General features: G+C 62.1%; 17 protein-coding genes. 7 read left to right on the forward strand and 10 right to left on the reverse strand.

The genetic code is table 11. The features are described from left to right. Positions 1–4: 4 nt before the first annotated feature. A complete protein-coding gene (locus WA928_RS10905) occupies positions 5–451 on the reverse strand; it encodes a MerR family transcriptional regulator (RefSeq protein WP_424303324.1) in 447 nt (148 codons plus the stop codon). 136 nt (positions 452–587) lie between these two features. Here WA928_RS10905 and WA928_RS10910 point away from each other — a divergent pair, with 136 nt between their 5' ends. Further along, positions 588–1,664: an MBL fold metallo-hydrolase gene (locus tag WA928_RS10910; protein ID WP_424303327.1), complete on the forward strand. Its 1,077-nt coding sequence runs from the start codon at positions 588–590 to the stop codon at positions 1,662–1,664. Positions 1,665–1,735: 71 nt separating this feature from the next. Then, positions 1,736–2,965, forward strand: a complete 1,230-nt coding sequence (locus WA928_RS10915; RefSeq protein WP_424303330.1) for a trans-sulfuration enzyme family protein — start codon at positions 1,736–1,738, stop codon at positions 2,963–2,965. A gap of 498 nt (positions 2,966–3,463) precedes the next feature. Here the strand turns inward: WA928_RS10915 and WA928_RS10920 are convergent, their stop codons facing one another. The 4 genes from WA928_RS10920 to WA928_RS10935 all read right to left on the reverse strand — a co-directional run bounded on the left by WA928_RS10920 (position 3,464) and on the right by WA928_RS10935 (position 10,425). Continuing rightward, the gene (locus tag WA928_RS10920; protein WP_424303473.1) at positions 3,464–4,090 is read right to left on the reverse strand and encodes a thiol:disulfide interchange protein DsbA/DsbL; all 627 of its coding nucleotides are present in this window, start codon (positions 4,088–4,090) and stop codon (positions 3,464–3,466) included. A gap of 68 nt (positions 4,091–4,158) precedes the next feature. Beyond that, positions 4,159–4,872 carry an SPOR domain-containing protein gene (locus tag WA928_RS10925; RefSeq protein WP_424303333.1) on the reverse strand — a complete coding sequence of 238 codons (714 nt, stop codon included), beginning with the start codon at positions 4,870–4,872 and terminating at the stop codon, positions 4,159–4,161. A 6-nt stretch (positions 4,873–4,878) separates the two neighbouring features. Then, entirely contained in the window at positions 4,879–6,561 is a 1,683-nt protein-coding gene (argS, locus tag WA928_RS10930) for an arginine--tRNA ligase (protein ID WP_424303336.1), read from the reverse strand. Between the two features lie 87 nt (positions 6,562–6,648). Then, positions 6,649–10,425, reverse strand: coding sequence for a phospholipase effector Tle1 domain-containing protein (locus WA928_RS10935; RefSeq protein ID WP_424303339.1), 3,777 nt, complete (start codon positions 10,423–10,425; stop codon positions 6,649–6,651). A 72-nt stretch (positions 10,426–10,497) separates the two neighbouring features. Here WA928_RS10935 and WA928_RS10940 point away from each other — a divergent pair, with 72 nt between their 5' ends. Further along, complete coding sequence (locus WA928_RS10940; RefSeq protein ID WP_424303342.1) at positions 10,498–10,845, forward strand: DUF1840 domain-containing protein; 348 nt, start codon at positions 10,498–10,500, stop codon at positions 10,843–10,845. Between the two features lie 10 nt (positions 10,846–10,855). Beyond that, entirely contained in the window at positions 10,856–11,173 is a 318-nt protein-coding gene (locus WA928_RS10945; RefSeq protein ID WP_424303345.1) for a hypothetical protein, read from the forward strand. Between the two features lie 81 nt (positions 11,174–11,254). Here the strand turns inward: WA928_RS10945 and leuA are convergent, their stop codons facing one another. Beyond that, positions 11,255–12,958, reverse strand: a complete 1,704-nt coding sequence (gene leuA, locus WA928_RS10950) for a 2-isopropylmalate synthase (protein ID WP_424303348.1) — start codon at positions 12,956–12,958, stop codon at positions 11,255–11,257. A gap of 309 nt (positions 12,959–13,267) precedes the next feature. Continuing rightward, entirely contained in the window at positions 13,268–13,813 is a 546-nt protein-coding gene (locus tag WA928_RS10955; RefSeq protein ID WP_424303351.1) for a hypothetical protein, read from the reverse strand. Between the two features lie 18 nt (positions 13,814–13,831). On the opposite strand from WA928_RS10955, the gene rpoN reads away from it, so the two are divergent. The 3 genes from rpoN (at position 13,832) to bfr (ending at position 16,142) form a co-directional block, all read left to right on the forward strand. Further along, the gene (rpoN, locus tag WA928_RS10960; protein ID WP_424303354.1) at positions 13,832–15,211 is read left to right on the forward strand and encodes an RNA polymerase factor sigma-54; all 1,380 of its coding nucleotides are present in this window, start codon (positions 13,832–13,834) and stop codon (positions 15,209–15,211) included. A gap of 58 nt (positions 15,212–15,269) precedes the next feature. Then, positions 15,270–15,524, forward strand: a complete 255-nt coding sequence (locus WA928_RS10965) for a (2Fe-2S)-binding protein (RefSeq protein ID WP_424303476.1) — start codon at positions 15,270–15,272, stop codon at positions 15,522–15,524. Between the two features lie 153 nt (positions 15,525–15,677). Further along, complete coding sequence (gene bfr / locus WA928_RS10970) at positions 15,678–16,142, forward strand: bacterioferritin (RefSeq protein ID WP_424303357.1); 465 nt, start codon at positions 15,678–15,680, stop codon at positions 16,140–16,142. A gap of 87 nt (positions 16,143–16,229) precedes the next feature. On the opposite strand, the gene WA928_RS10975 is transcribed toward bfr, so the two are convergent. From WA928_RS10975 to WA928_RS10985, 3 genes are read right to left on the reverse strand one after another with little or no spacing between them, the layout of a single operon-like run. Next, a complete protein-coding gene (locus WA928_RS10975; RefSeq protein ID WP_424303360.1) occupies positions 16,230–16,853 on the reverse strand; it encodes a hypothetical protein in 624 nt (207 codons plus the stop codon). A gap of 57 nt (positions 16,854–16,910) precedes the next feature. Continuing rightward, positions 16,911–18,518 (reverse strand): peptide chain release factor 3, encoded by a 1,608-nt coding sequence (locus WA928_RS10980; protein ID WP_424303363.1) that lies wholly within the window; start codon positions 18,516–18,518, stop codon positions 16,911–16,913. Positions 18,519–18,531: 13 nt separating this feature from the next. After that, the gene (locus WA928_RS10985; protein WP_424303366.1) at positions 18,532–20,004 is read right to left on the reverse strand and encodes a DEAD/DEAH box helicase; all 1,473 of its coding nucleotides are present in this window, start codon (positions 20,002–20,004) and stop codon (positions 18,532–18,534) included. Positions 20,005–20,167 lie beyond the last annotated feature (163 nt).

Genomic DNA, 20,167 nt, shown 5'->3' on the forward strand with positions numbered 1-20,167 from the left:
GGTGTTATTTGGCCAGTGCGGGAAGAACGGCAGACTGGGTAGCCGCTACCGACTGCTTGTGCGCTGCGGCCTGCCGGGTGCGCAGCAGAGCCGCGCAATCTGCTTGCTGCTGGTGCAGTTCTTTAAGAGTTTCGTCGAGATCCCGGCGTTGCTGCTCGAGCTTTTGACGATGGCTTTCGAGCACGTCGGCGTAGTGCTGCAGCTGTGCCAGTGTGCTGGCATGGCTGCGATCATAGAGATTGATAAGCGTGACGATTTCGGCCAGCTGCAGCCCCAGGCGTCGGCCCCGTAGCGCCAGTTTGAGGCGCGTGCGGTCGCGGGTGGCATAAACCCGGTTGCGCCCATTGCGGGTGGGGCTGACGATGCCTTGGTCTTCGTAGAAACGGAGGGTGCGGGGTGTGATGCCAAACTCTTGGGAGAGTTCGGAGATCGTCCAGGTGGCTTGACTCATGGCACAGCCCGTCGTGAAATTGAAGTCTCTTTATTATGCGCGCAGTTTACGTTAACGTAAAGACAAGACTCTGCCATAATGGCTCTTTGCCTATTCTCTTATCGGCCCGGTTTCTACCCTATACAAGGAGGCCTGCATGAATCCGCAGGAAAACGCACTGCAATATCCCTGGAACCAAACGCTGCCTGAACCCGGGCAGGCGCTGGCCGTTGCCGATGGCGTACGCTGGATTCGCATGCCCCTGCCGTTTGCGCTTGATCATATCAACCTCTGGCTGCTGCGCGACCGCATCGACGGCCGGGACGGCTGGACTGTCATCGACTGCGGCATCGACCGCAGCGAAGTGCGCGACTGCTGGGAGACCGTGTTCTCGCAATCCCTGGAAGGCCTGCCCGTCTTGCGTGTTCTTGTCACCCACATGCACCCTGATCACGTCGGCCTGGCGCACTGGCTGTGCAAACGCTGGGACGCCCCTTTGTGGATGTCCATGACCGACTACGCACTGGCCCGCCTGTGGGCTGGCAGCGCGGTGGCTGATACCGCCACCGAAGGCAGCGGCCCGGCTGGCGAAACCGCCGCCCGCCACTTTGCCCGCCATGGCCTCGTCAACCCTGAGGCCCAGGCGCTCATCCGCAAGCGCCACGACTACTACGCCCGCCTGGTGCCGGATGTCCCCGCGCGATTTCATCGCCTGCTGCACGGCCACCCCATCCAGATCGGTGGCCGCCCCTGGCACATCATTGTGGGCTACGGCCATGCGCCCGAACACGTCTCGCTCTGGTGCCCCACTCTGGACGTCCTGATCTCCGGCGACATGGTGCTGCCGCGTATCTCCACCAACATCAGCGTCTTCGACCTCGAGCCAGAAGCCAATCCCTTGCCGCTGTACCTGGAATCGCTAAACGCCTACGACCCCTTGCCCGAGCAAACCCTGGTGTTGCCCTCGCACGGCCGCCCCTTCAGGGGCCTGCATGCCCGCATTGCCCAGCAGCAATCCCACCACGCCGACCGCCTGGCCGATGTGCTGGCGGCCTGTGCCCAACCCAAAAGCGCGCACGATCTCCTGCCCGTCCTGTTTCACCGCCAGCTTGATCTTCACCAGCTCAGCTTTGCCATGGGCGAATCCATTGCCCACCTGCACGCCCTATACTTTCAGGGTGCCCTGAAACGCACCCTGGGCGCCGATGACGTCTATCGTTTTCAGCAGGCCTAACATATCGCACGCCCAGACACCGGCAGCCGCCCTGCAGGCCAGCCCGCACCGTATCCAATACAGGAAAACTCATGCCCCGCGAATCAACCGGTGACGCTCCCGACCGCATCGACACCCAATTGCAACACATCGGCCAGGCACCCCTGGATCCCGTCACTGGAGCGGGCCCGGTTGCCTTGCCCTCCATGCGCACCAGCACCGTGCGTTTCGCCTCCATGGACATGCTCGACCGCGCCCAGGCTGCCAAACAGCGTGGAGAACGCGTGCCCACCTACGGCCGTGTCGGCCTGCAAACCCACGAAGCCCTTGAAACCCTGCTGTGTCGCCTCGAAGGCGGCCAACGCGCCTTTCTTGCCCCGTCCGGCATGGCGGCCATCAGCATGGCCCTCATGGCCTGCCTCAGCCAGGGAGAGCACGCCCTGGTTGTCGACTGCGTCTATGGTCCGGTGCGCTACCTGCACAAAACCATCCTCTCGCGCATGGGCATCGCCGCCGATTTCGTCGCTCCCAGCCTCGACCAACTGCAAGCCGCCCTACGCCCCGAAACCCGTATTCTGTATCTCGAATCCCCGGGCTCGCTGCTGCTCGAAATGCTCGACCTTCCCGCATTGGCCCGCTGGGCCCATCAGCACAAACTCACCGTCATCGCCGACAACACCTGGGGCTCCGGCTACATCTACCAGCCTCTCACCCTAGGCGCCGATATCTCCGTCATCGCGGCCACCAAATACATCGGCGGTCACTCCGATCTCATGCTGGGCGCCGCCGTTGCCACCGACCCCGCCCTCATCGCCCGCCTGCACGAAACCCACTACGCCCTGGGCAGCACCGTCAGTGCCGATGACGCCTGGCTTGCCCTGCGTGGTGCCCGCACCCTGGGCCTGCGCATGCGCGGCTGCGCCGAAAATGCTCAAACCGTCTGTCAATGGCTGGCTCAGCAACCCCAGGTCTCCCGCATCTTCTTTCCCGCCTGGCCAGAAGACCCCGGCCACGCCCTCTGGCAACGAGACGCCAAGGGCTCCAATGGCCTCCTGGCCGTCGCCGTCGATTTCACTACCCCCCAAACCCGACGCCTCATCGACCACCTGCGCCTCTTTGGCATCGGCTATTCCTGGGGCGGCTACGAAAGCCTCGTCACCCAGGTCGAACCCTCCGCTCTGGCCTCGCACCACTACTGGGGTGCCAACGCCACCCCCCGCATGCAAGCCGGCACCGTCCTGCGCCTGCACATCGGCCTGGAAGACCCCGTCGACCTGATCGCCGATCTGGACGAAGCCTTCAAGGCCGCTGCCCAGCCGTAGTTGCTTCCCGAACCACCAGGCACTGCCGTTGCCTGGGAAGCCCGCGGTAGAAACACAGGTGATGGAGCATCTGCCCGCATCCAGGGCGCGGGCAGATTAAAAGACAAAGCGGATATAAAAAGAAAAAGGTCAGGGTTCCGATCAACCCTGGCCTTAATCATTTACTGTGAAGCACCGCCGAAACAGCAGCCCAAAAAAAGCGGCCCAAAAAACGTAATCGCCAGCTGGGGGAGGCGGGGCCTCTGGCAAAGGCTTCGCGCCCGCCGCTTAAAAGCAGGGCGGCGGGGAGGCAAGTGAGCCGCCGTTCAAGGGGGCGCTTGTGATTCGTCCGGGGGACGAATCACCCCGCGCGTTTGGCGAACGCCCCGCCACCCTGCTTTTAAGCGGGCAGTTTCGGCGCAGCCGAAACCGGGCAAGGCCTGCGGCCAGAGGCTCCGCCTCCCCCGGCGCTTAAGAACTTACTTCTGCGTTTAAGAACTTACTTCTGCGTTTAAGAACTTACTTCTGCGCCGCAAGTACCTTTTTCACCAGTGTGTCGGTTTCGTCAATCGCCCCCTGATAGCTACCCGTGTGCGAAGGCGAGGTCACATACTGTCCGCCAATCGCAAACGAAGGCGTCCCATCAATGTGATAGGCCTTGGCCAGCTCTGTGGCACGCTTGATCTTTGTCTCGACCCCAAACGAATTGAACACATCCGTAAACGCCTGACGATCTACCCCCTGTGTCACGATCCAATCCGTAATCTCATCGGCGGTAAACAGCTTTTCGCCGTTTTCGTGAATCGCCTTGAATACAGTCGCGTGCAGATCCAGACGACCCAAGGCTTCGAGTGCGTAATACAGCTTTTGAAGATCTTTCATGCTGGCATTGAACGCAACCGGCACTCCCTTGAACACCACCGTATCCGGCAGGGTCTTGCGCCACTTCTCCACCAAGGGCTCGATCTTGGCACAATGAGGGCACGTATAGGCAAAAAACTCCAGGACTTCAACCTTGCCCGGACTATCCGTAGGTTGCACAGGATCCAGCGTATCAAACGGAGCAGCCTGTGCCGCCGGCATGACCAGTGCTGCAACACCCAGCACCACAAGCGACAAAGCGCGAGAGAATAAACCTGACATTATCGAAACTCCAAAACGCAGTGATAGCCCCATCATAGGGGATACAAAGAATAAGTTGCCAACCAGCTATCTTAGGGCCGCACCACCGAAGATTCCAGCTTCGCATCGCCCAGCTTCGTGCGCGCCTGGTTCATCTCGTCGATGCCCTTGAACGGCCCCACTCGTACCCGATTGATCGTCGCCCCATTGGATTCGGCGGTCTCGATGTGTACCGGCAAGCCCAGCAAAATGATCTGTGCCAGCATCGCCTGAGCGTCCGGTTTCGAGCGAAACGCCCCCGTTTGCAGGAAATACGTGGTTTGCGTATTGGCTGCGGGCTGATTGTTGGGTGGTGGAGGAGCCGGCGTGCTGACGGTTGCATCCGTCGCCTTTGTGGCCGGTTTGCTTACCACCGGTGCAGCCTTTTGGGCTGTGGCAAGGGCGGGGGCTTTGCTGGATGGTGTATCCAGCCCTGCAATAATCTGGCCGATGGCGTCTGTCAACGGGGTTTCACCCTGGCTGGGCTCGGGTGCCGCGCCTGGCGGGTTGATCGAACTACCCCCTTGCGCCGGCGTGCGTGTGCCCGCCGGGCCATCCTTGCCATACAGCGCAATATTGGGATCCGGCGCATTGGCCACATCCGGCAGCAAGGTGGCCGGTGTGCTGCGGCTGGCCTTGTCCTTGAATGGCATCGGTGCCTGGGTGACAAACAAGGCCACCGCCACGGCGGCGGCAACCCCAAGTACCATCCCCAGGATCAGTCCGAACCAGGCGCTGGAAGACTTTTTTTTCTTGCGTGTTGCCATAATCAACTACATCCGTTCGGGGGCGCTGACCCCCAGTAACCCCAGGCCATTGGCAATCACCTGGGCAGTGGCGCGCGCCAGGCGCAGGCGCGCCGTGCGTAGCGCGGCATCCTCAACCAGGATGCGCTCTGCGTTGTACCACGCGTGGAAATCAGCGGCGCAATCGCGCAGCCAGAATGCCAATTGGTGGGGGGCGAGTTCTTGGGCTGCCTGGGTAAGCACCGACGGGTACTCGGCCAAACGCTGCAGCAGGCTGATTTCGGTGGGTGCTGTCAGCAAGGAGGCGTCGGCGCCAGCTGCCTGCTGTGCGGCATCATGTTGGCGCAGCAAGGAGTGAATCCGTGCATGTGCGTACTGAATGTAATACACCGGGTTTTCTTCGCTGTGTGATAGCGCAAGATCGATATCAAATACGAATTCGGAGTCTGCCCGCCGTTGCGCCAGGAAAAACCGCACGGCGTCCCGGCCCACCCAATCGATGAGATCGCGCAGCGTGACATAGCTGCCCGCACGTTTGGAAATCTTGACCTCGGCGCCGTCACGCATCACCCGCACCATCTTGTGCAGTACGTATGTCGGGTAGTCTGGGGGGATCCCCAGCGACAGGCCCTGCAGCCCCGCCCGCACACGAGCAATAGTGCCATGGTGGTCGGTGCCCTGGATATTGATGGCGTGGTGAAAGCCGCGATCCCATTTGGCCACGTGGTAGGCCACATCCGGCACAAAATAGGTATACCCGCCTTCGGACTTGCGCATGACGCGGTCTTTGTCGTCACCCGTGCCGAGCTCGGTGGTGCGCAACCACAGTGCGCCGTCCTGCTCGTAGGTATGACCCGCATCGATCAGGGCCTGTACCGTGCGCTCCACCCGCCCGCTGGTGTAGAGTGAGCTCTCGAGGTAGTAAGTGTCAAAGTGCAGGTCAAAGGCCTGAAGATCCAGATCTTGTTCGCGGCGCAGGTACGCCACCGCAAAGCGGCGGATCGCGTCGAGATCATCGAGATCGCCGCTGGCTTGGATGGGCTCGACGTCGTTGGCGTGAACCGTGGCTTTTGCCAGGTAGTCGCGGGCAATATCCAGAATGTATTCGCCCTTGTAGCCGTCCTCGGGAAAATCCGGGTGATCGGGCTCGATGCCGCGGGCGCGCGCCTGCACGCTGATGGCCAGGTTGTGGATCTGGTTACCCGCGTCGTTGTAGTAGAACTCGCGACTAACCTGCGCGCCCTGTGTGGCAAACAGCCGGCAGATGGAGTCGCCCAGGGCGGCCTGGCGGGCGTGGCCCACATGCAGCGGGCCCGTGGGATTGGCCGAGACGAACTCGACTAGAATCTTTTGGCTGTTGGCAGCGCGGTGGCCGTATTCGCTGCCTTCGGTGTTGATCACCGCCAGCACGGCTTGGTGTGCCGCGGAGGACAGACGAAAATTGATAAAGCCCGGGCCGGCGACTTCGGCGTGTGCAATCAGGTCGGCGGCCTGCGGCTGGGCCAGCACGGCGTCGACAATCGCCTGGGCCAGCTCGCGCGGGTTGCGTCGGGCGCTGCGGGCGGCCTGCATGGCAATATTGCAGGCTACGTCGCCATGCGCGGCCACCTTTGGGCGCTCGAGGGTAATATCCAGCGTGTGTCCTGGGATCAGGGTGTCCAGGGCGGTGTGCAGGAGGGAAACAATCTGTGTAGTGTGCTGTGGCAGCATGAAATTGGAATGATGAGCGGTGACAACGACATCGGACAGGCCAAAAGGCTAATGTCGCCGAAGATACCCCGGAATGATAGCCCGATTTCAGGGCGGTCGTGGAATAGTGCCCATCCCTGCCAGGCCCAGTGCGGATTCCAGCCAGGCACCATAGCCAGCCATATCCACCACCCCCACGCGGTCACCGGCATTGATCTGCCAGCTGCCCGTGCGCTGGATGAAGGATTCAAACAGCGCCCGTTGTGACGTGCCCAGCCGTGCATCGTCACCCTGCGGGCCCAGTGTCTGGCCGTGCGTATCCTGCAAGGCGCGGTCGCCGCCCAGTACGCGGGCGCCCGGTATGCGCTCGTCGTGCAACCAGGGGCGTGTCACGTGCTGATCATCTGCAGATAGATCGTCCAGCGGTACCATCGCTGCCAGGGCCTGCCAGCGCATCCAGTTCAAGGCAACATCCGGCAGGTCGCCGTCTGCCATGGCCTGGCCCTGGTCATCCAGGATCATGCCGCCGCCAATATCGGCGTGTGCGCCAATGAATGGAGCCTCCACCGTATTGCTGCTGCCACTGGCGCCGGCCGATACCAGGGGGAAAAGGCTGCGCAGTTCGTGCAGCGCCACAGCATGCGCCACCCAGGACCAGGCGTTGTTGATACTCAGGTCGTAGCCTGCATTGGCCGCCCCCAGCAGGCCAAATTGGGCCACGGTGTCAAACAGGCCCAGAAACCGCAGGTCCACGCACAGGCCGATGGTGCCGCGCAGTGGGTCGTCGTAAGAGAACCAGCCATTGCGGGTCTGGTGTGCAATCCGGTTGGCCATGTCGCGGGCAAGCGCTGCCCCACGCGAATACCCCAGGATGTCGATGGGTACAGGCTCGGAAGACCCTTGTGCCCGTTGCAGCGCATTCATCAGGGATTGCCACTGATTGCGCAGGATCTGCCCGCTGCTGGCTGCCGTGATGGCGTCCCAATCCAGGTAGGCGTTGTTGCCCGGCCCGGCATGATAGTACCGGGGGCCGTCCTGGTAGCTTTGCGCAAGTTTCCAGACATTGCTCTGATTGGCCTGGCCATAGCGGGTGCCGTCAAAGGCCAGCAGGATCAGGCCCAGGGGATCCCGAAAGCGCATGGCTTGCTGGGCGGCATAGCCCAGTGCCTGCTGGCCGGGTACCGGCCCCAGCGGATCTGGTTCCAGATACTGGCCGCGCTGGGGGAGATACGTGCGAAACCCATTGTCATGCCAGTGGGTAAAGGGGTCTTCGTCTTGCCCGGGCAGGCGCAAGGGCAGGTTCAGATCGCCGGCAATGCGTTCTGCCCGTCCCAGCACATCGTAGCGAGCCGCCCAGCGCACGGAGGCGGTTTGATCCGTCATCAGAACAGGAGCGCCCAGTAGGTTGGCGTGCACATAAAAAAGCCTGGTGTGGCCGTCCTCGTCTGTTTGCAGCATGCCCACTGGAGCCTCTTGTGCATACAGGTAGCGCTCGTGCCGGATGCGCGCAGGACGGCCTGCCTCACCGGGTATCTGGATGCGCCGGGCCACCAGGCGGTTCTCCAGAAACTGGCGGTCGATGGTGTGCATGCCGCTTTGTTGGCGGATTTGCTGGCCGCGCGCATTATAGGTGTAGCGAATCATCGGGTCATTGGGCAGCAGCACCTGAGACAGGCGCTGCTGGGCCTGATAGCGCAACACAGTGGTCTCCAGCTGCATGGGTAGCCCTGCTGCGCTGCGTCGGATGGCCGGCAGTGCGTCAGGCGGTGGTGCATCGGGGCCGGAGAGGCGCCGGTGGGCCAGCAGCCGGCCGTCGTTGGCCCAGGCCCACCAGTCTGTGGCTGGGGGTTGTGCCGGAGTCTGGGTGTGACTGCCCGTCATGCGGTCTGCCGCATCGTAATGAAACATCTGAATATGCCAGGCACCGGGCACGCCTTGCTGCCAGCGGCTGACACGCCCCCGCTTATCATGCCAGCGCCGCTCGGCCCACCGCAGTTGCTTGCCTTGTGTCAGCAGCAGGGCTTGGGTACGGCCCCGCGCATCTGCCTGCGCTTGCAGCTGCAGGCCATTGCCATAGCGGTAGCCGGCCAGCCCGGCCACCGTGTCGATCACGGGGTGCAGGCGGCCGTCGGCAGATTGCCAGGTGAGGGCGGCCAGATGGCCGTTGGCCAGCCAGCGGTAGTGCAGGGCGCCGCCCTCGGGCAGATGGTGGCGTACCCGTTGTCCGGCAGGGTTGTAGTCAAATCTGTCCTGCCATGAAGAGGTGCCTGTCGGATGCGGGCGGCGCAGATAGCGGGCCACCAGCTGTCCCTTGTCGTTGTAGGTACGCTGTTCGCGCTCGGCCGGGTGATCCAGTCGCCGCAACTGGCGTCCACGCCATTGCAGCTGCACGCTGACCCCTGGTGTATCTGGTGCGGCATAGTGGATCTGTACTGGACGGCCCACCGCATCCAGCTGCCAGCGCTGGCCACCGCCGTGCACCTGGCGCAGGCCCTGGGGCCTGCCTTTGGCATCAAACAGCCATTGGGTGTGGCCGCCAAGCGTGCTGAACCAACTATCCAGCATCCCCTGGGGGTTGTAATGCAGCTGCAGACCAGGCCACAGACCTTCATGCTGGATGAGAGTGCGGATCTGCCCCGAGGGATGCCGATGGATTTCCAGGCCTGCCAGGGCGCTCAGGCGCCCGGCGGCGTCTCGCCGGACGCTGCCTTCTGCCTGCCTTGCACGCGCCAGGGTCTCTTTGATGGCCAGCGCATTGGGTGCCTGGCTGTGCGGCCCGGATACTGCGCGCGTGACGCGTCCCAGCGCATCATAAGACCAGCTGCGCGCCCGCCAGCGCCGGCCCTGGGGGGTCGCCAGGCTGATGCCGGTGATGGCCCGCACGTGGCCGCCCTGATGCGCTGCTTCGTAATGGTAGTGCCGCTGCATGCCGTCCGGCCGACGTACCCGCTGGAGATGCATCACCACGGATTGTGCCGAAGTGCCCGTATCTGCATGATCTGTGGGCACAAGCGGCGCCGGGAGGCTTTCTACTGCCTGCGCTGGCGCCACAGGCGGGGTGATGGGGGCGGGGGCGTAGTGATACTCAAACTGCCCGCGGGGTGTCTGCAGCGTATGCAGCAGCCGGCGGCCCATTATGGCCCGGTAGCCCAGCTGCAAGACCACTGGCCCCCTGCGGATCTGGGTGATCAGCCCCTGTGTCTCGGGCGTACGCCCATACTGGATGTGTGTGGTGGCCTGGCCCGGGTGCACCCAGGCAATCAGGCGGCCCGCCTGGTCAAACGCCAGGCGCTGGCCTTCAGGGGATAACCATAGGTGTGTGCTGCCTGGGGCCAATGGAGGTGGGCGCCCGCCCTGTGCAAGCGGCCGCTGGCGGCTTTCCTGGGCGCGCCAGCGAGCAGCAGACATCACGTACCCTGTCAGGGCCTGCCGTGCCTGGCCGTTTGCGTCAAAGTAGACAGTACGGCCATCGGCCAGGTGCAAGCGCCAACCTGTGCCCTCGCGTTGAAGCCGTGCGTCGTAATCGGTGTGCCAGCCGTCCCCCCAGGGCCCTGCGTATGTAGACCCTGATCGGTAGTAGCGGCGAAAGCCTGGCTGGCGTTTATCCAGGCTTTCGGGCAAATCGATGGCCTGCAGGTATTTTTCACCGCTCAGGCGATGCACAGGGTTGCTGATGCCGGTGTCCAGATCGGGCTCGCGCACGGGCCCCAGCGGAGTTTGTGCCCCACAGGGGGGCAGTTCGCCTGGCGGGGTGTCGGGGGCGGGACAGATCAGCGCGGGGTTGGCCTGGCACATGCCGGCCACAGCCAGCAGGCAGCCTGGCAAAAACATGCGCCATCCCTTGGTTTGCCCTAGGCCTGTCACCATCGCAATCCCCTTGTCCAAGCGGGATATTCTCCTGCTTGGCAGGGCACAGAACTTGGGTTAGTGTATGTTTATGTCCACTGTTGGAAGTCCATGATGCTCATTTTGTTCCAGTCCCGGTCAGCCGCCGAAGTCCTGATGTTTGCCAAGCACGCCCGTCCCATCCTCGAGGCCGCCGGCAAACAGTTCGACACCCCCGACCTCCCCGAAAGAGGCGTCATCACGCACGCTCAGCTGGATACCGCCATCGCAGGCATCGAAGCCCTCATTGCTGCCGACAAAAGCCCTGATACGCCCAATTCCGACCACGACGAGGCCGCCGAGCACCCGATTGCCCAATATGTCGGGATGCACCGCCGTGCCTGGCCCCTGTTGGCCATGCTGCGGCTGGCACGCGAGAAAAGCGAGGACGTCACCTGGGAACCCGCCCCGATCTGGTAAGGACAGCACTATGCAGGCTCATGTCATGATTGTGTTTGACGCCCGGCACTCGCTCGAGCTCGACGTCGACGTTTCGCCTGATGCCGCACAGGCACAGGCGGCTCGCCAGTGGTTCGAGCAACGTTGGGATGCGCTAGGCTGCGAGCCTTTGCGCGTCAGTGGCAAGGTATTGCTGCTGGACAAAATCCTGGGAGTGGCCGATGCACTGGGCTATCGCAAGCTGTCCAGCCAAACTGAAACCGCCCAGGAGTTTGCCTCCCGGGCGGCGCTGGCACTCGAAAAACCGCGTGTTACGGTTGATCTTCCCGGCCTGTCCATCGTGTATTGAGGGGGCCAGGGGCCGTGATTCTCGCCGGTTGGGCGGGGATCACGGCGCTGCCGTGTATGGCTATAAAAGTCTGGCTGAAAGTCAGGCAGCCGCTGATACGCGGGCCGGCATTTCCTTGCCGGTGGCTGCATAGCGGTTGACTGCACTCAGAATGGCCAGGAAAGACGAGGTCACGATGTCTTCGTGGATGCCTACGCCGTAGCCGCCGGCCTCATCGCCAATCCGGATCTCGACATACGACGCTGCACGGGTGTCCGTACCGGTGCCGATGGCGTGCTCCTGGTAATCCATCACGCGTGCTTCAATGCCCAGGGCATCCACAAACGCCGAGATTGCACCGTCACCACGGCCTGTCAGGTGGCGGGTTTCACCGTCGACCTGGAGTTCGACCTCGATGGCAAACTGCTTCTGACCCGTGGTTTTGGGGCTGCCCGTGATGCGGTGGCGCACCAGCGACCAGGGCCCGGCCAGCTCCAGGTATTCGCGAGAGAAGATCTCGTACACATCCCTGGGAGTGACTTCGCTGCCGGTTTCATCGGTTACCCGCTGGATCGCACGGCTGAATTCGATCTGCAGGCGACGCGGCAAGGCCAGGCCGTGCTCGTGCTCGAGCAGGTAAGAGACGCCGCCTTTACCCGACTGACTGTTGACACGGATGACGGCATCGTAGCTGCGGCCCAGATCGGCAGGGTCGATCGGCAGGTAGGGCACTTCCCAGACTGCATCGGGTTTCTGGATGGCAAAACCTTTTTTGATGGCGTCTTGGTGCGAGCCCGAGAAGGCGGTAAACACCAGATCGCCCACGTACGGGTGGCGCGGGTGCACGGGCAATTGATTGCAGTCTTCGACGCAACGGCGCACACCGTCGATATCCGAGAAGTCCAGCCCCGGATGGACCCCCTGGGTGTACAGGTTCAGGGCCAATGTCACCAGATCGACGTTGCCGGTGCGCTCACCATTGCCAAACAGGCAACCTTCGATACGGTCGGCGCCGGCCATCACGGCAAACTCGGCGGCGGCCACAGCGGTGCCGCGGTCGTTGTGCGGATGCACGCTCAGGACAATGGTGTCGCGCTGCTTGAGGTTGCGGTGCATCCATTCGATCTGATCAGCATACAGATTGGGCGTGGTGGCCTCGATGGTGGCCGGCAGATTAAGGATGATGCGGTCTTGCACCGTGGGTTGCCAGGTGGACACCACGGCGTCGCATACCTCGAGCGCGAAATCGGGCTCGGTGGTGCTGAAGACCTCGGGTGAGTACTCGTAGCGCCAGTGGGTTTCGGGGTGATGACTGACGGCTGCCTTGACGGCGCGTGTGCCCTGGACAGCAATTTCGCGAACTTCGTCGCGGCTCATTTTGAAGACAATCTTGCGAAAAGCCGGGGCACAGGCGTTGTACATGTGCACGATGGCATGCCGGGCGCCTGCCAGGGCTTGTACGGTGCGCTCGATCAGGTCTTCGCGGGCCTGGGTAAGGCCAATGATGGTGACGTCGTCGGGGATGCGGTTTTCGTCGACCAGCTTGCGGACAAAATCAAAGTCAGTTTGCGATGCCGAGGGGAAACCCACTTCGATTTCCTTGAAGCCGATCTTGACCAATTGGTCGAAGAACCGCAGCTTGCGATCGACGCTCATGGGTTCGATCAGGGCCTGGTTGCCGTCACGCAAGTCGGTGCTCATCCAGATCGGTGGCGTGGTGATGCGGTGGCTGGGCCAGGTGCGCTCGGCGTAGTCGCGCGTAAACGGCGCAAACGGGACGTATTTGGAGGCGGGATTTTGAATCATGTCGGTAACCTGTCAGGGAAGTGCATCCGGATCACGGATGCAAAAAAATCGCGGATGGCGAAGATGTGGCGAACTGGTTGCCGAACTGCCACGCGGCGCTAGGCCCGGCAACCGATCGCTAGAAGTAGTAGGCCCGACAGGGGAAGCGCAAAGGCTGCAAGTGCAGCCTGGCGCGCGCGCAGCCCGTTGCCGGCAGAGGCCTGCGGCAAAGAGAAGATGGGTGCGCGTGAAGTGTTCATAGTGTGTAAGTCAAACACATTTTTTATGGTTATGCAAGGTTTATGCGGCCAAAGACCGCTATACCGTTGCTTAACTGTTGCGCTGGCGAGCGTCTTCGAGGGTGGCCAGCTGCCGTGCGGCCTGTTGCAGCCGTTGGGATCGGCCCGCATGGATTTCTTGCCGAGCCAGTTGGAGGTCGCCGACGCGCAGGGGCTCGTCGCGCGCCTGCCAGGCCCACAGCAGAACCTCCAGGGCGGGGGCCGACAATTGCTGTTCGAGCTGCTGAAACGAAGTGTTGTCTACCCATTTTTGACGTGACCGTGCAAGGATGCCGCGCACCACCTGGTACACCACCCAGGCCACGATGATCGTGCATAAAATAACCAATGCAACCCAGAAGTACGGGTTGTAACGCTGCAACAAAGCCGTGGCTTCTGCCCCTACCAGATGGTTTCCGGCATAATCAACGCCGTTTCCAAACGCCAGCAGGCGGTTAAGCAGCTGATACCAGACCAATGCCACCAGCACCACCAGGGCGGCAGATGCTATCTTGGCGGTGGCAGTCAGCTTCAGCACAATGTGCCGCAGCAGGCTGGCGTCTTGTCGATTGGGGGTTTGGTATGGTTCCTGTGTCATGGCTTTGATGAGTTGAGTATGCGTACGCAAGCTTCCCTGGAGCTCGGCCAGCACCAGCAATTGACGCTGACCCTGCAACTGCGCCAGGGTCTGAAGTTGTTGCAGTGCTCGACCCAGGAGCTGGAACAGGAAATCGCGCAGGCGGTGGCGGATAACCCCGTACTGGAGTACACCGAGCCAAGCCAGGAGATCCCGTATCCGGCGTCTGAGGCACCTGCCCCGGGTGATTCGTCTGCGCAGGCCGAGATGCTGGAGCGTCATTGGGTGCAGCCTGTGCGCCAGGCTGTCACGGATGATATCCCGGAATCACCCGCCCCGCAGAGCCTCACTGACCATTTATTGCAACAATTGCGCACGACGCAGGCAAGCGGGCGGGATCAGGCACTGGTTGCTGTCCTGATCGGCGAGCTGGATGCGCATGGCTATCTGCTGTTCGAGCCTGCCAGCCATGCGGGTGCGTTGCCGCCCGACTGGCAGGTGGATGACAGTGAGTGGCAAGCGGCGCTGCGTTTGCTGCAGTCGTTCGACCCGGTCGGTGTTGGGGCGCGCAGCTTGCCGGAGTGTCTGCAATTGCAGCTGCGTGCACGAGCAGCCGAGTGGCCTGCGCCGGTGCTGGATTGTGCCTTGCGCCTGACCCAGCATCTGCCCGACTTGGGCGCAGGCCGCTGGGCACGCCTGTGTCAGGCGCTGGCTTGTGATCGGACGCATCTGGATGCCGCCCACCACGTGTTGCTGCAGCTGGACCCCCATCCCCTGAGCGCCTGGGACAATGACGCCACCTACTATGTGGTGCCGGATATCTTCTTTTACCGGGCGGGCACGCGTTGGGTAGCCAGCCTGAATCCGGCTCTCGAAACCCCGCTGCGGATTGATCCCGAGCTGGCGCAGCAGCTGGAGGCGGCAGGGGGCACGCGGCTGCGCGAGCAGGTTCGCGAAGCCCGGCAATGGCTCCAGCACCTGAACCAGCGGGGGCAAACCATTTTGCGTGTGGCCGATTTCATTGTCGATCATCAGCAGCCATTTTTTGAGCATGGCGAGTCTGCGATCAAGCCTCTGGTGCTGCGTGAGGTTGCCCAGGCGCTTGAGCTGCATGAATCCACGATTTCGCGAGCCACCCGCCTGAAATATGCACAAACGCCTTGGGGCGTTGTCGAATTGAAACACTTTTTTGGCACCGCCCTGCAAACCACCTCCGGCGAAGACGCCTCGGCGCGGGCGATTCAGGCGGTGATGCGGACGCTGCTGGAGGCAGAGCCTGCCGACAAGCCACTGTCGGATATGCGGCTGGCCACCTTGTTGGCCGAGCAGGGCTTTGTGCTGGCACGCCGCACGGTGGCCAAATACCGTGAGGCCATGGGGGTGCCGGTGGCCAGTGTGCGGAAGGCACAGGCACGATAAAAACGATTGTGGCAAAAAGTGCTTGCCATCAATTTAAAACCAGATGATAATGATTCGCATGTATATTTGTGTATGCAACGCGATCAGCGAGCGCCAGGTGCAAGAGGCGATTGCCCAAGGGGCGGCAGATCTTGGTGATCTGCAGGCCACGCTGGGTGTAGCGACCTGCTGCGGCCAATGTGCCCAAACGGCTACGGATTACCTGCCGGGTGGGCGCTATGCCACGGTGACAGCGCCGTCAGCGTCTGTGGCACCCGGTCAGGTGGTGGCAGCGCCCATGCTGGACAGCACCGAGATCCGGCGCGTCGCCTGACGCCGTCTGCGGTTTATCGCCCAGGGGTTTGCTTGCGCCACGCGGCCCGTATACGTGCCGGTGGTGCACCGTACCGTGCCGGCTTGGGGCAAGCGTGCTAGGCTATGGTTCGGTGCCCGTACCGATGCGGGCACTGTCTACCAGGAGCCCAGCATGAAAGGCGACAAGACCGTCATCAAATATCTCAATCAGCAGCTCAAAAACGAGCTCTCTGCCATCAACCAGTATTTTTTGCATGCCCGCATGATGAAGCATTGGGGCTACGAAAAACTGGGCCAGCACGAATACGATGAATCCATCGGCGAGATGAAGCACGCGGATTTGTTGATTCAGCGTATTTTCATGCTGGATGGCTTGCCCAATCTCCAGGATTTGCACAAGTTGCTGATTGGCGAAACCGTGCCAGAAATCCTGTCATGTGACCTGAAACTCGAATCCGCTGCCCAGGACACCGTCAAAGAGGCCATGAAGTATTGCGAATCCGTGCAGGACTACACCTCGCGGGATTTGTTTCAGGTGATTCTGAACGATACCGAAGAGCACATCGACTGGCTGGAAACGCAACTGGGTCTGGTAGAGCAGTTGGGCATCCACAACTACCTGCAATCGCAGGTGTAATCGGGGCCGGGCTGTTGCCACGTGCCTGATACAAGCCGTCAAACAGGGCGATGACGCCCTGCCCGGGGGCTTGGCTGCCCGCTGGCTTTAGTGTTGGGCGGGACAGTCTTTGGCCTTGCCCCAGGCCTGGTTGGCTTCGCAGTATTTGTTGCGGGCAGCCCATGCACACGACGGCCGGGAGAAAAAGCCCAGATCAGCGCAAGCCTTAAGCTGCGCCTGAAAAGCCACCTGCCAATTTTGATTGCCCTGAAGGGTGTTGGGGGCGGGCGCATCCGGAGGCGGCGGCACGTCGATAGGCTGTACCGGCTGGGTATTGACCAGAATCCCGGCGTTGGCAATACCTTGCAGGCCGCTGTCATCCATTTGCCCCTGTGCGGCCAGGGCAATGGCTTCGTCCATGCTGATGGTGGTGGTAGCCAGTGCAATGGGGCGGTTGGCGTCTATCAGGGGTGCGTTTTGTATTTTCCAATCAACCGGGGGAGGCTGGTTGGGTACCCCTAGGCGGCCATCTGACAAAGGCTGGGGGGCGGAAGCAACAAAGGGCTTGCCGTTAGCATCCAGTACCGTTGCATCGGCCACCTGAGTTGTGGGATTTGGTGCGGGTGCCTGTGCTGGGCTGTGGATGATGAGCCAATCGCCCAGCCGCAGCCCGCCCCAGGCCGAAGCGGCGGCGGCAAATACCAGAGTGGCAATAATCAGACGCCAGGACATGGACGGGTTCCTTCGTCGGTTGATGCTGTGAACCTTGCCATTGTATCGGATGGCACGTCAGACACCGCTGCCAAAAACCCGTCCGGCATGCTCGCGCATGGCATGAAACTCGATCTCCGGGTAGCGTTCCTGCGCCACACGCAGCTGTGCCGGGGACGTTGCTAAAAATGCAACAGCATCCACCACGTCGTAAGCAATGTTGGCATGGTTGGCATCCATGAACTTTTTCAGGGCTTTGGGATCCTCGCTGGTGATCCAGCGGGCCAGACTGAAGCGCGAGGGCATCAGGCGTGCATCGGCACCGTATTCGGTTTTAAGACGGTGCGCCACCACTTCAAATTGCAGTTGCCCCACTGCGCCCAGCAGCAAGGCGCCGCCTGCCGCTTCGGGGCGGAATACCTGGATTGCGCCTTCTTCGCCCAATTGTGTCAGGCCGGTGCGCAGTTGCTTGGTGCGCAGGGGATCTTTGACCTCTACCGCCTGGAAGAGTTCGGGGGCAAAGAAAGGCAGGCCCGTAAAGGTGAGCGACTCGCCTTCTGTCAGGACATCGCCCAGCTGCAAAATACCGTGGTTGGGGATGCCGATGATGTCGCCGGCAAAGGCTTCTTCCACAATCTCGCGGCGTTGCGAAAGAAACGACACCACGTTGTTGGGCCGGATCTCTTTGCTATTGCGGGCAACTTTCAGGCGCATGCCCCGCTGAAAATGTCCTGAGCTGACGCGCACAAAGGCCACACGGTCGCGGTGCGCGGGATCCATATTGGCCTGTACCTTGAACACCACCCCGGTGAACTTGCTCTCATCGGGTGCCACTTCGCGTTCGAGTGCCGGGCGTGGGCCCGGCGCGGGGGCATAATCCACCAGGGCGTCCAGTACCTCGCGGACGCCAAAGTTGTTGATGGCCGAGCCAAAAAACACAGGGGTCTGACGGCCCGATAAAAAGGCGTTATGGTCAAATTCGGGTACGGCGCCGGAGATCAGTTCGATCTCTTCGCGGGCTTTGTCGTAGGCGTCGTCAAAGCGCTGCTTGAGAATCGGGTTATCCAGTTCGTGGATGGTTTCGTCGTTGTGCTGATCACGCTCGGCCCCCGGCTTGAAGACCCGCATGTGATTGTGCCGGATGTCGAACACCCCGCCAAAATGACGGCCCATGCCCACCGGCCACGAGAACGGGATGGCATCCATCCCCAGGTGGCCTTCAATCTCCGACAGCAGCTCCAGCGGCTCGCGCACCTCGCGATCCAGCTTGTTGATGAAGGTGATGATGGGCGTATTGCGCGCGCGGCACACCTGCAGCAGGCGGATGGTTTGCGGCTCTACCCCGTTGGCGGCATCGATCACCATCAGCGCGGCATCCACTGCGGTGAGGACCCGGTAGGTGTCTTCAGAGAAGTCCTGGTGGCCCGGGGTGTCCAGCAGATTGATGACGCAGTCGCGGTATTCCATCTGCATCACCGAGGACGCCACCGAGATGCCCCGTTGCTTTTCTATCTCCATCCAGTCGGAGGCGGCGTGACGGCTGGCCTTGCGGGCCTTCACGCTGCCGGCGATCTGGATTGCACCTGCAAACAGCAGCAGTTTTTCCGTGAGCGTGGTCTTGCCCGCGTCCGGGTGGGAGATGATGGCAAAGGTGCGTCGACGGGCGACTTCGGTGCTGAGGCTCATGGGCAGATGTGGTTTAGTGCGTGGGCTTGTTTAGCAGCGCCCCCGCACGTGGTGCCTGAGGGCGGCTCTCGCGCCGCTGTGTGGAAGGGGCGGCGCCGGCCCGGCTGGTGCGGCCGGCAGGTGTACGGCTATCCGTGCGGCGCGCGTCGCTGCGACGGGCTTCGCCCGTGCCTGGACGGTCGGACGAGGCACTGCGGCGGCCATCGCGCCGGCCGTCACGCGCACCGGCGCTGTGGCGCCCGCCACTGCCGTTGCGTGCACCGCCACGGGTATCGCCAAGACGTGCCAAAGCACGTTGTTCACGGGCATCGGGGGCGGAGTCGGAGGTGACCATCGCCCGCGGGTTCCAGCCCTCGACGGTGATGGGTTCAATGGTTTGTTTGGTGAGGCGTTCGATGGCGCGCAGCAGCTTGACCTCGGACTGGTCCACCAGCGACAGCGCCGAACCCGTGCTGCCGGCCCGGCCGGTGCGGCCGATCCGGTGCACGTAATCTTCAGGTACGTTGGGCAGTTCGAAGTTCACCACCTGGGGCAGTTGGTCGATATCCAGGCCACGTGCCGCGATATCGGTGGCAACCAGTACGGCGACTTTGCCGTCCTTGAAACCTGACAGGGCCTTGGTGCGGGCCGCCTGGCTTTTATTGCCGTGGATGGCGGCAGCCGTCAGGCCGTCTTTGGACAGCTTCTCGGCCAGCCGGTTGGCGCCGTGCTTGGTGCGTGTAAACACCAGCACCTGATGCCAGCCGCTTTCACGGATGATGTGGCTCAGGAGGTCGCGTTTATGGGCTTGCTCGGTCATCACCACACGCTGGCTGACCAGCTCGGAGGTGGTATTGCGCCGGGCGACGGAGACTTCGCCGGGGTTGTTCAGGATGCCTTGTGCCAGGCCACGGATTTCGTCCGAGAAAGTAGCCGAGAACAGCAGGTTCTGGCGTTTGGCCGGCAGCAATCGGAGTACGCGGCGGATGTCATGGATGAACCCCATGTCCAGCATGCGGTCGGCTTCGTCCAGCACCAGGATCTCGACGCCGGACAGATCCAGCGTTTTTTGCTGTGCGTGATCCAGCAGACGCCCCGGCGTGGCCACCAGGATATCCAGCGGTTTGTGCAGTGCCTTGATTTGCGGATTGATGTTCACGCCGCCAAACATCACCATCGACCGAACCGAGGTGTACTGGCTGTACAGGCGCACAGACTCTTCTACCTGGGCAGTGAGCTCGCGCGTGGGGGTAAGCACCAGAACGCGTGGACGGCCCGGCTTGCGGCCCTCGATAGGGTGCTGAATCAGGTAATGCAGGATCGGTAGCGTAAAGCCGGCGGTTTTGCCGGTGCCCGTTTGGGCGGCGGCCAGCAGATCGCCGCCCTCCATCACCCGGGGGATGGCCTGTGCCTGAATGGGGGTGGGGTGCGTGTAGCCGGCATCCAGCACAGCACGCAACAAGGGTTCTGCCAAGCCCAGCGAGGCAAAGGTGATCGAAGTATCCAAGGGTAAGACTCCAGCGACAGCCTATCGCTCGAGTCGAGAGATACCAATCCAGGCGGACGAATAAAAAAACTGGAAAATGCCGCCGGCAAGATGGGGTGCCATGTAGTGCCGTGTCTGGTGACAGGCGGGCAACACCGGTGCCGGGGAAGGCTGTGCAACGATT

Source organism: Castellaniella sp., from assembly GCF_049651205.1.
GTDB lineage: Bacteria > Pseudomonadota > Gammaproteobacteria > Burkholderiales > Burkholderiaceae_B > Castellaniella.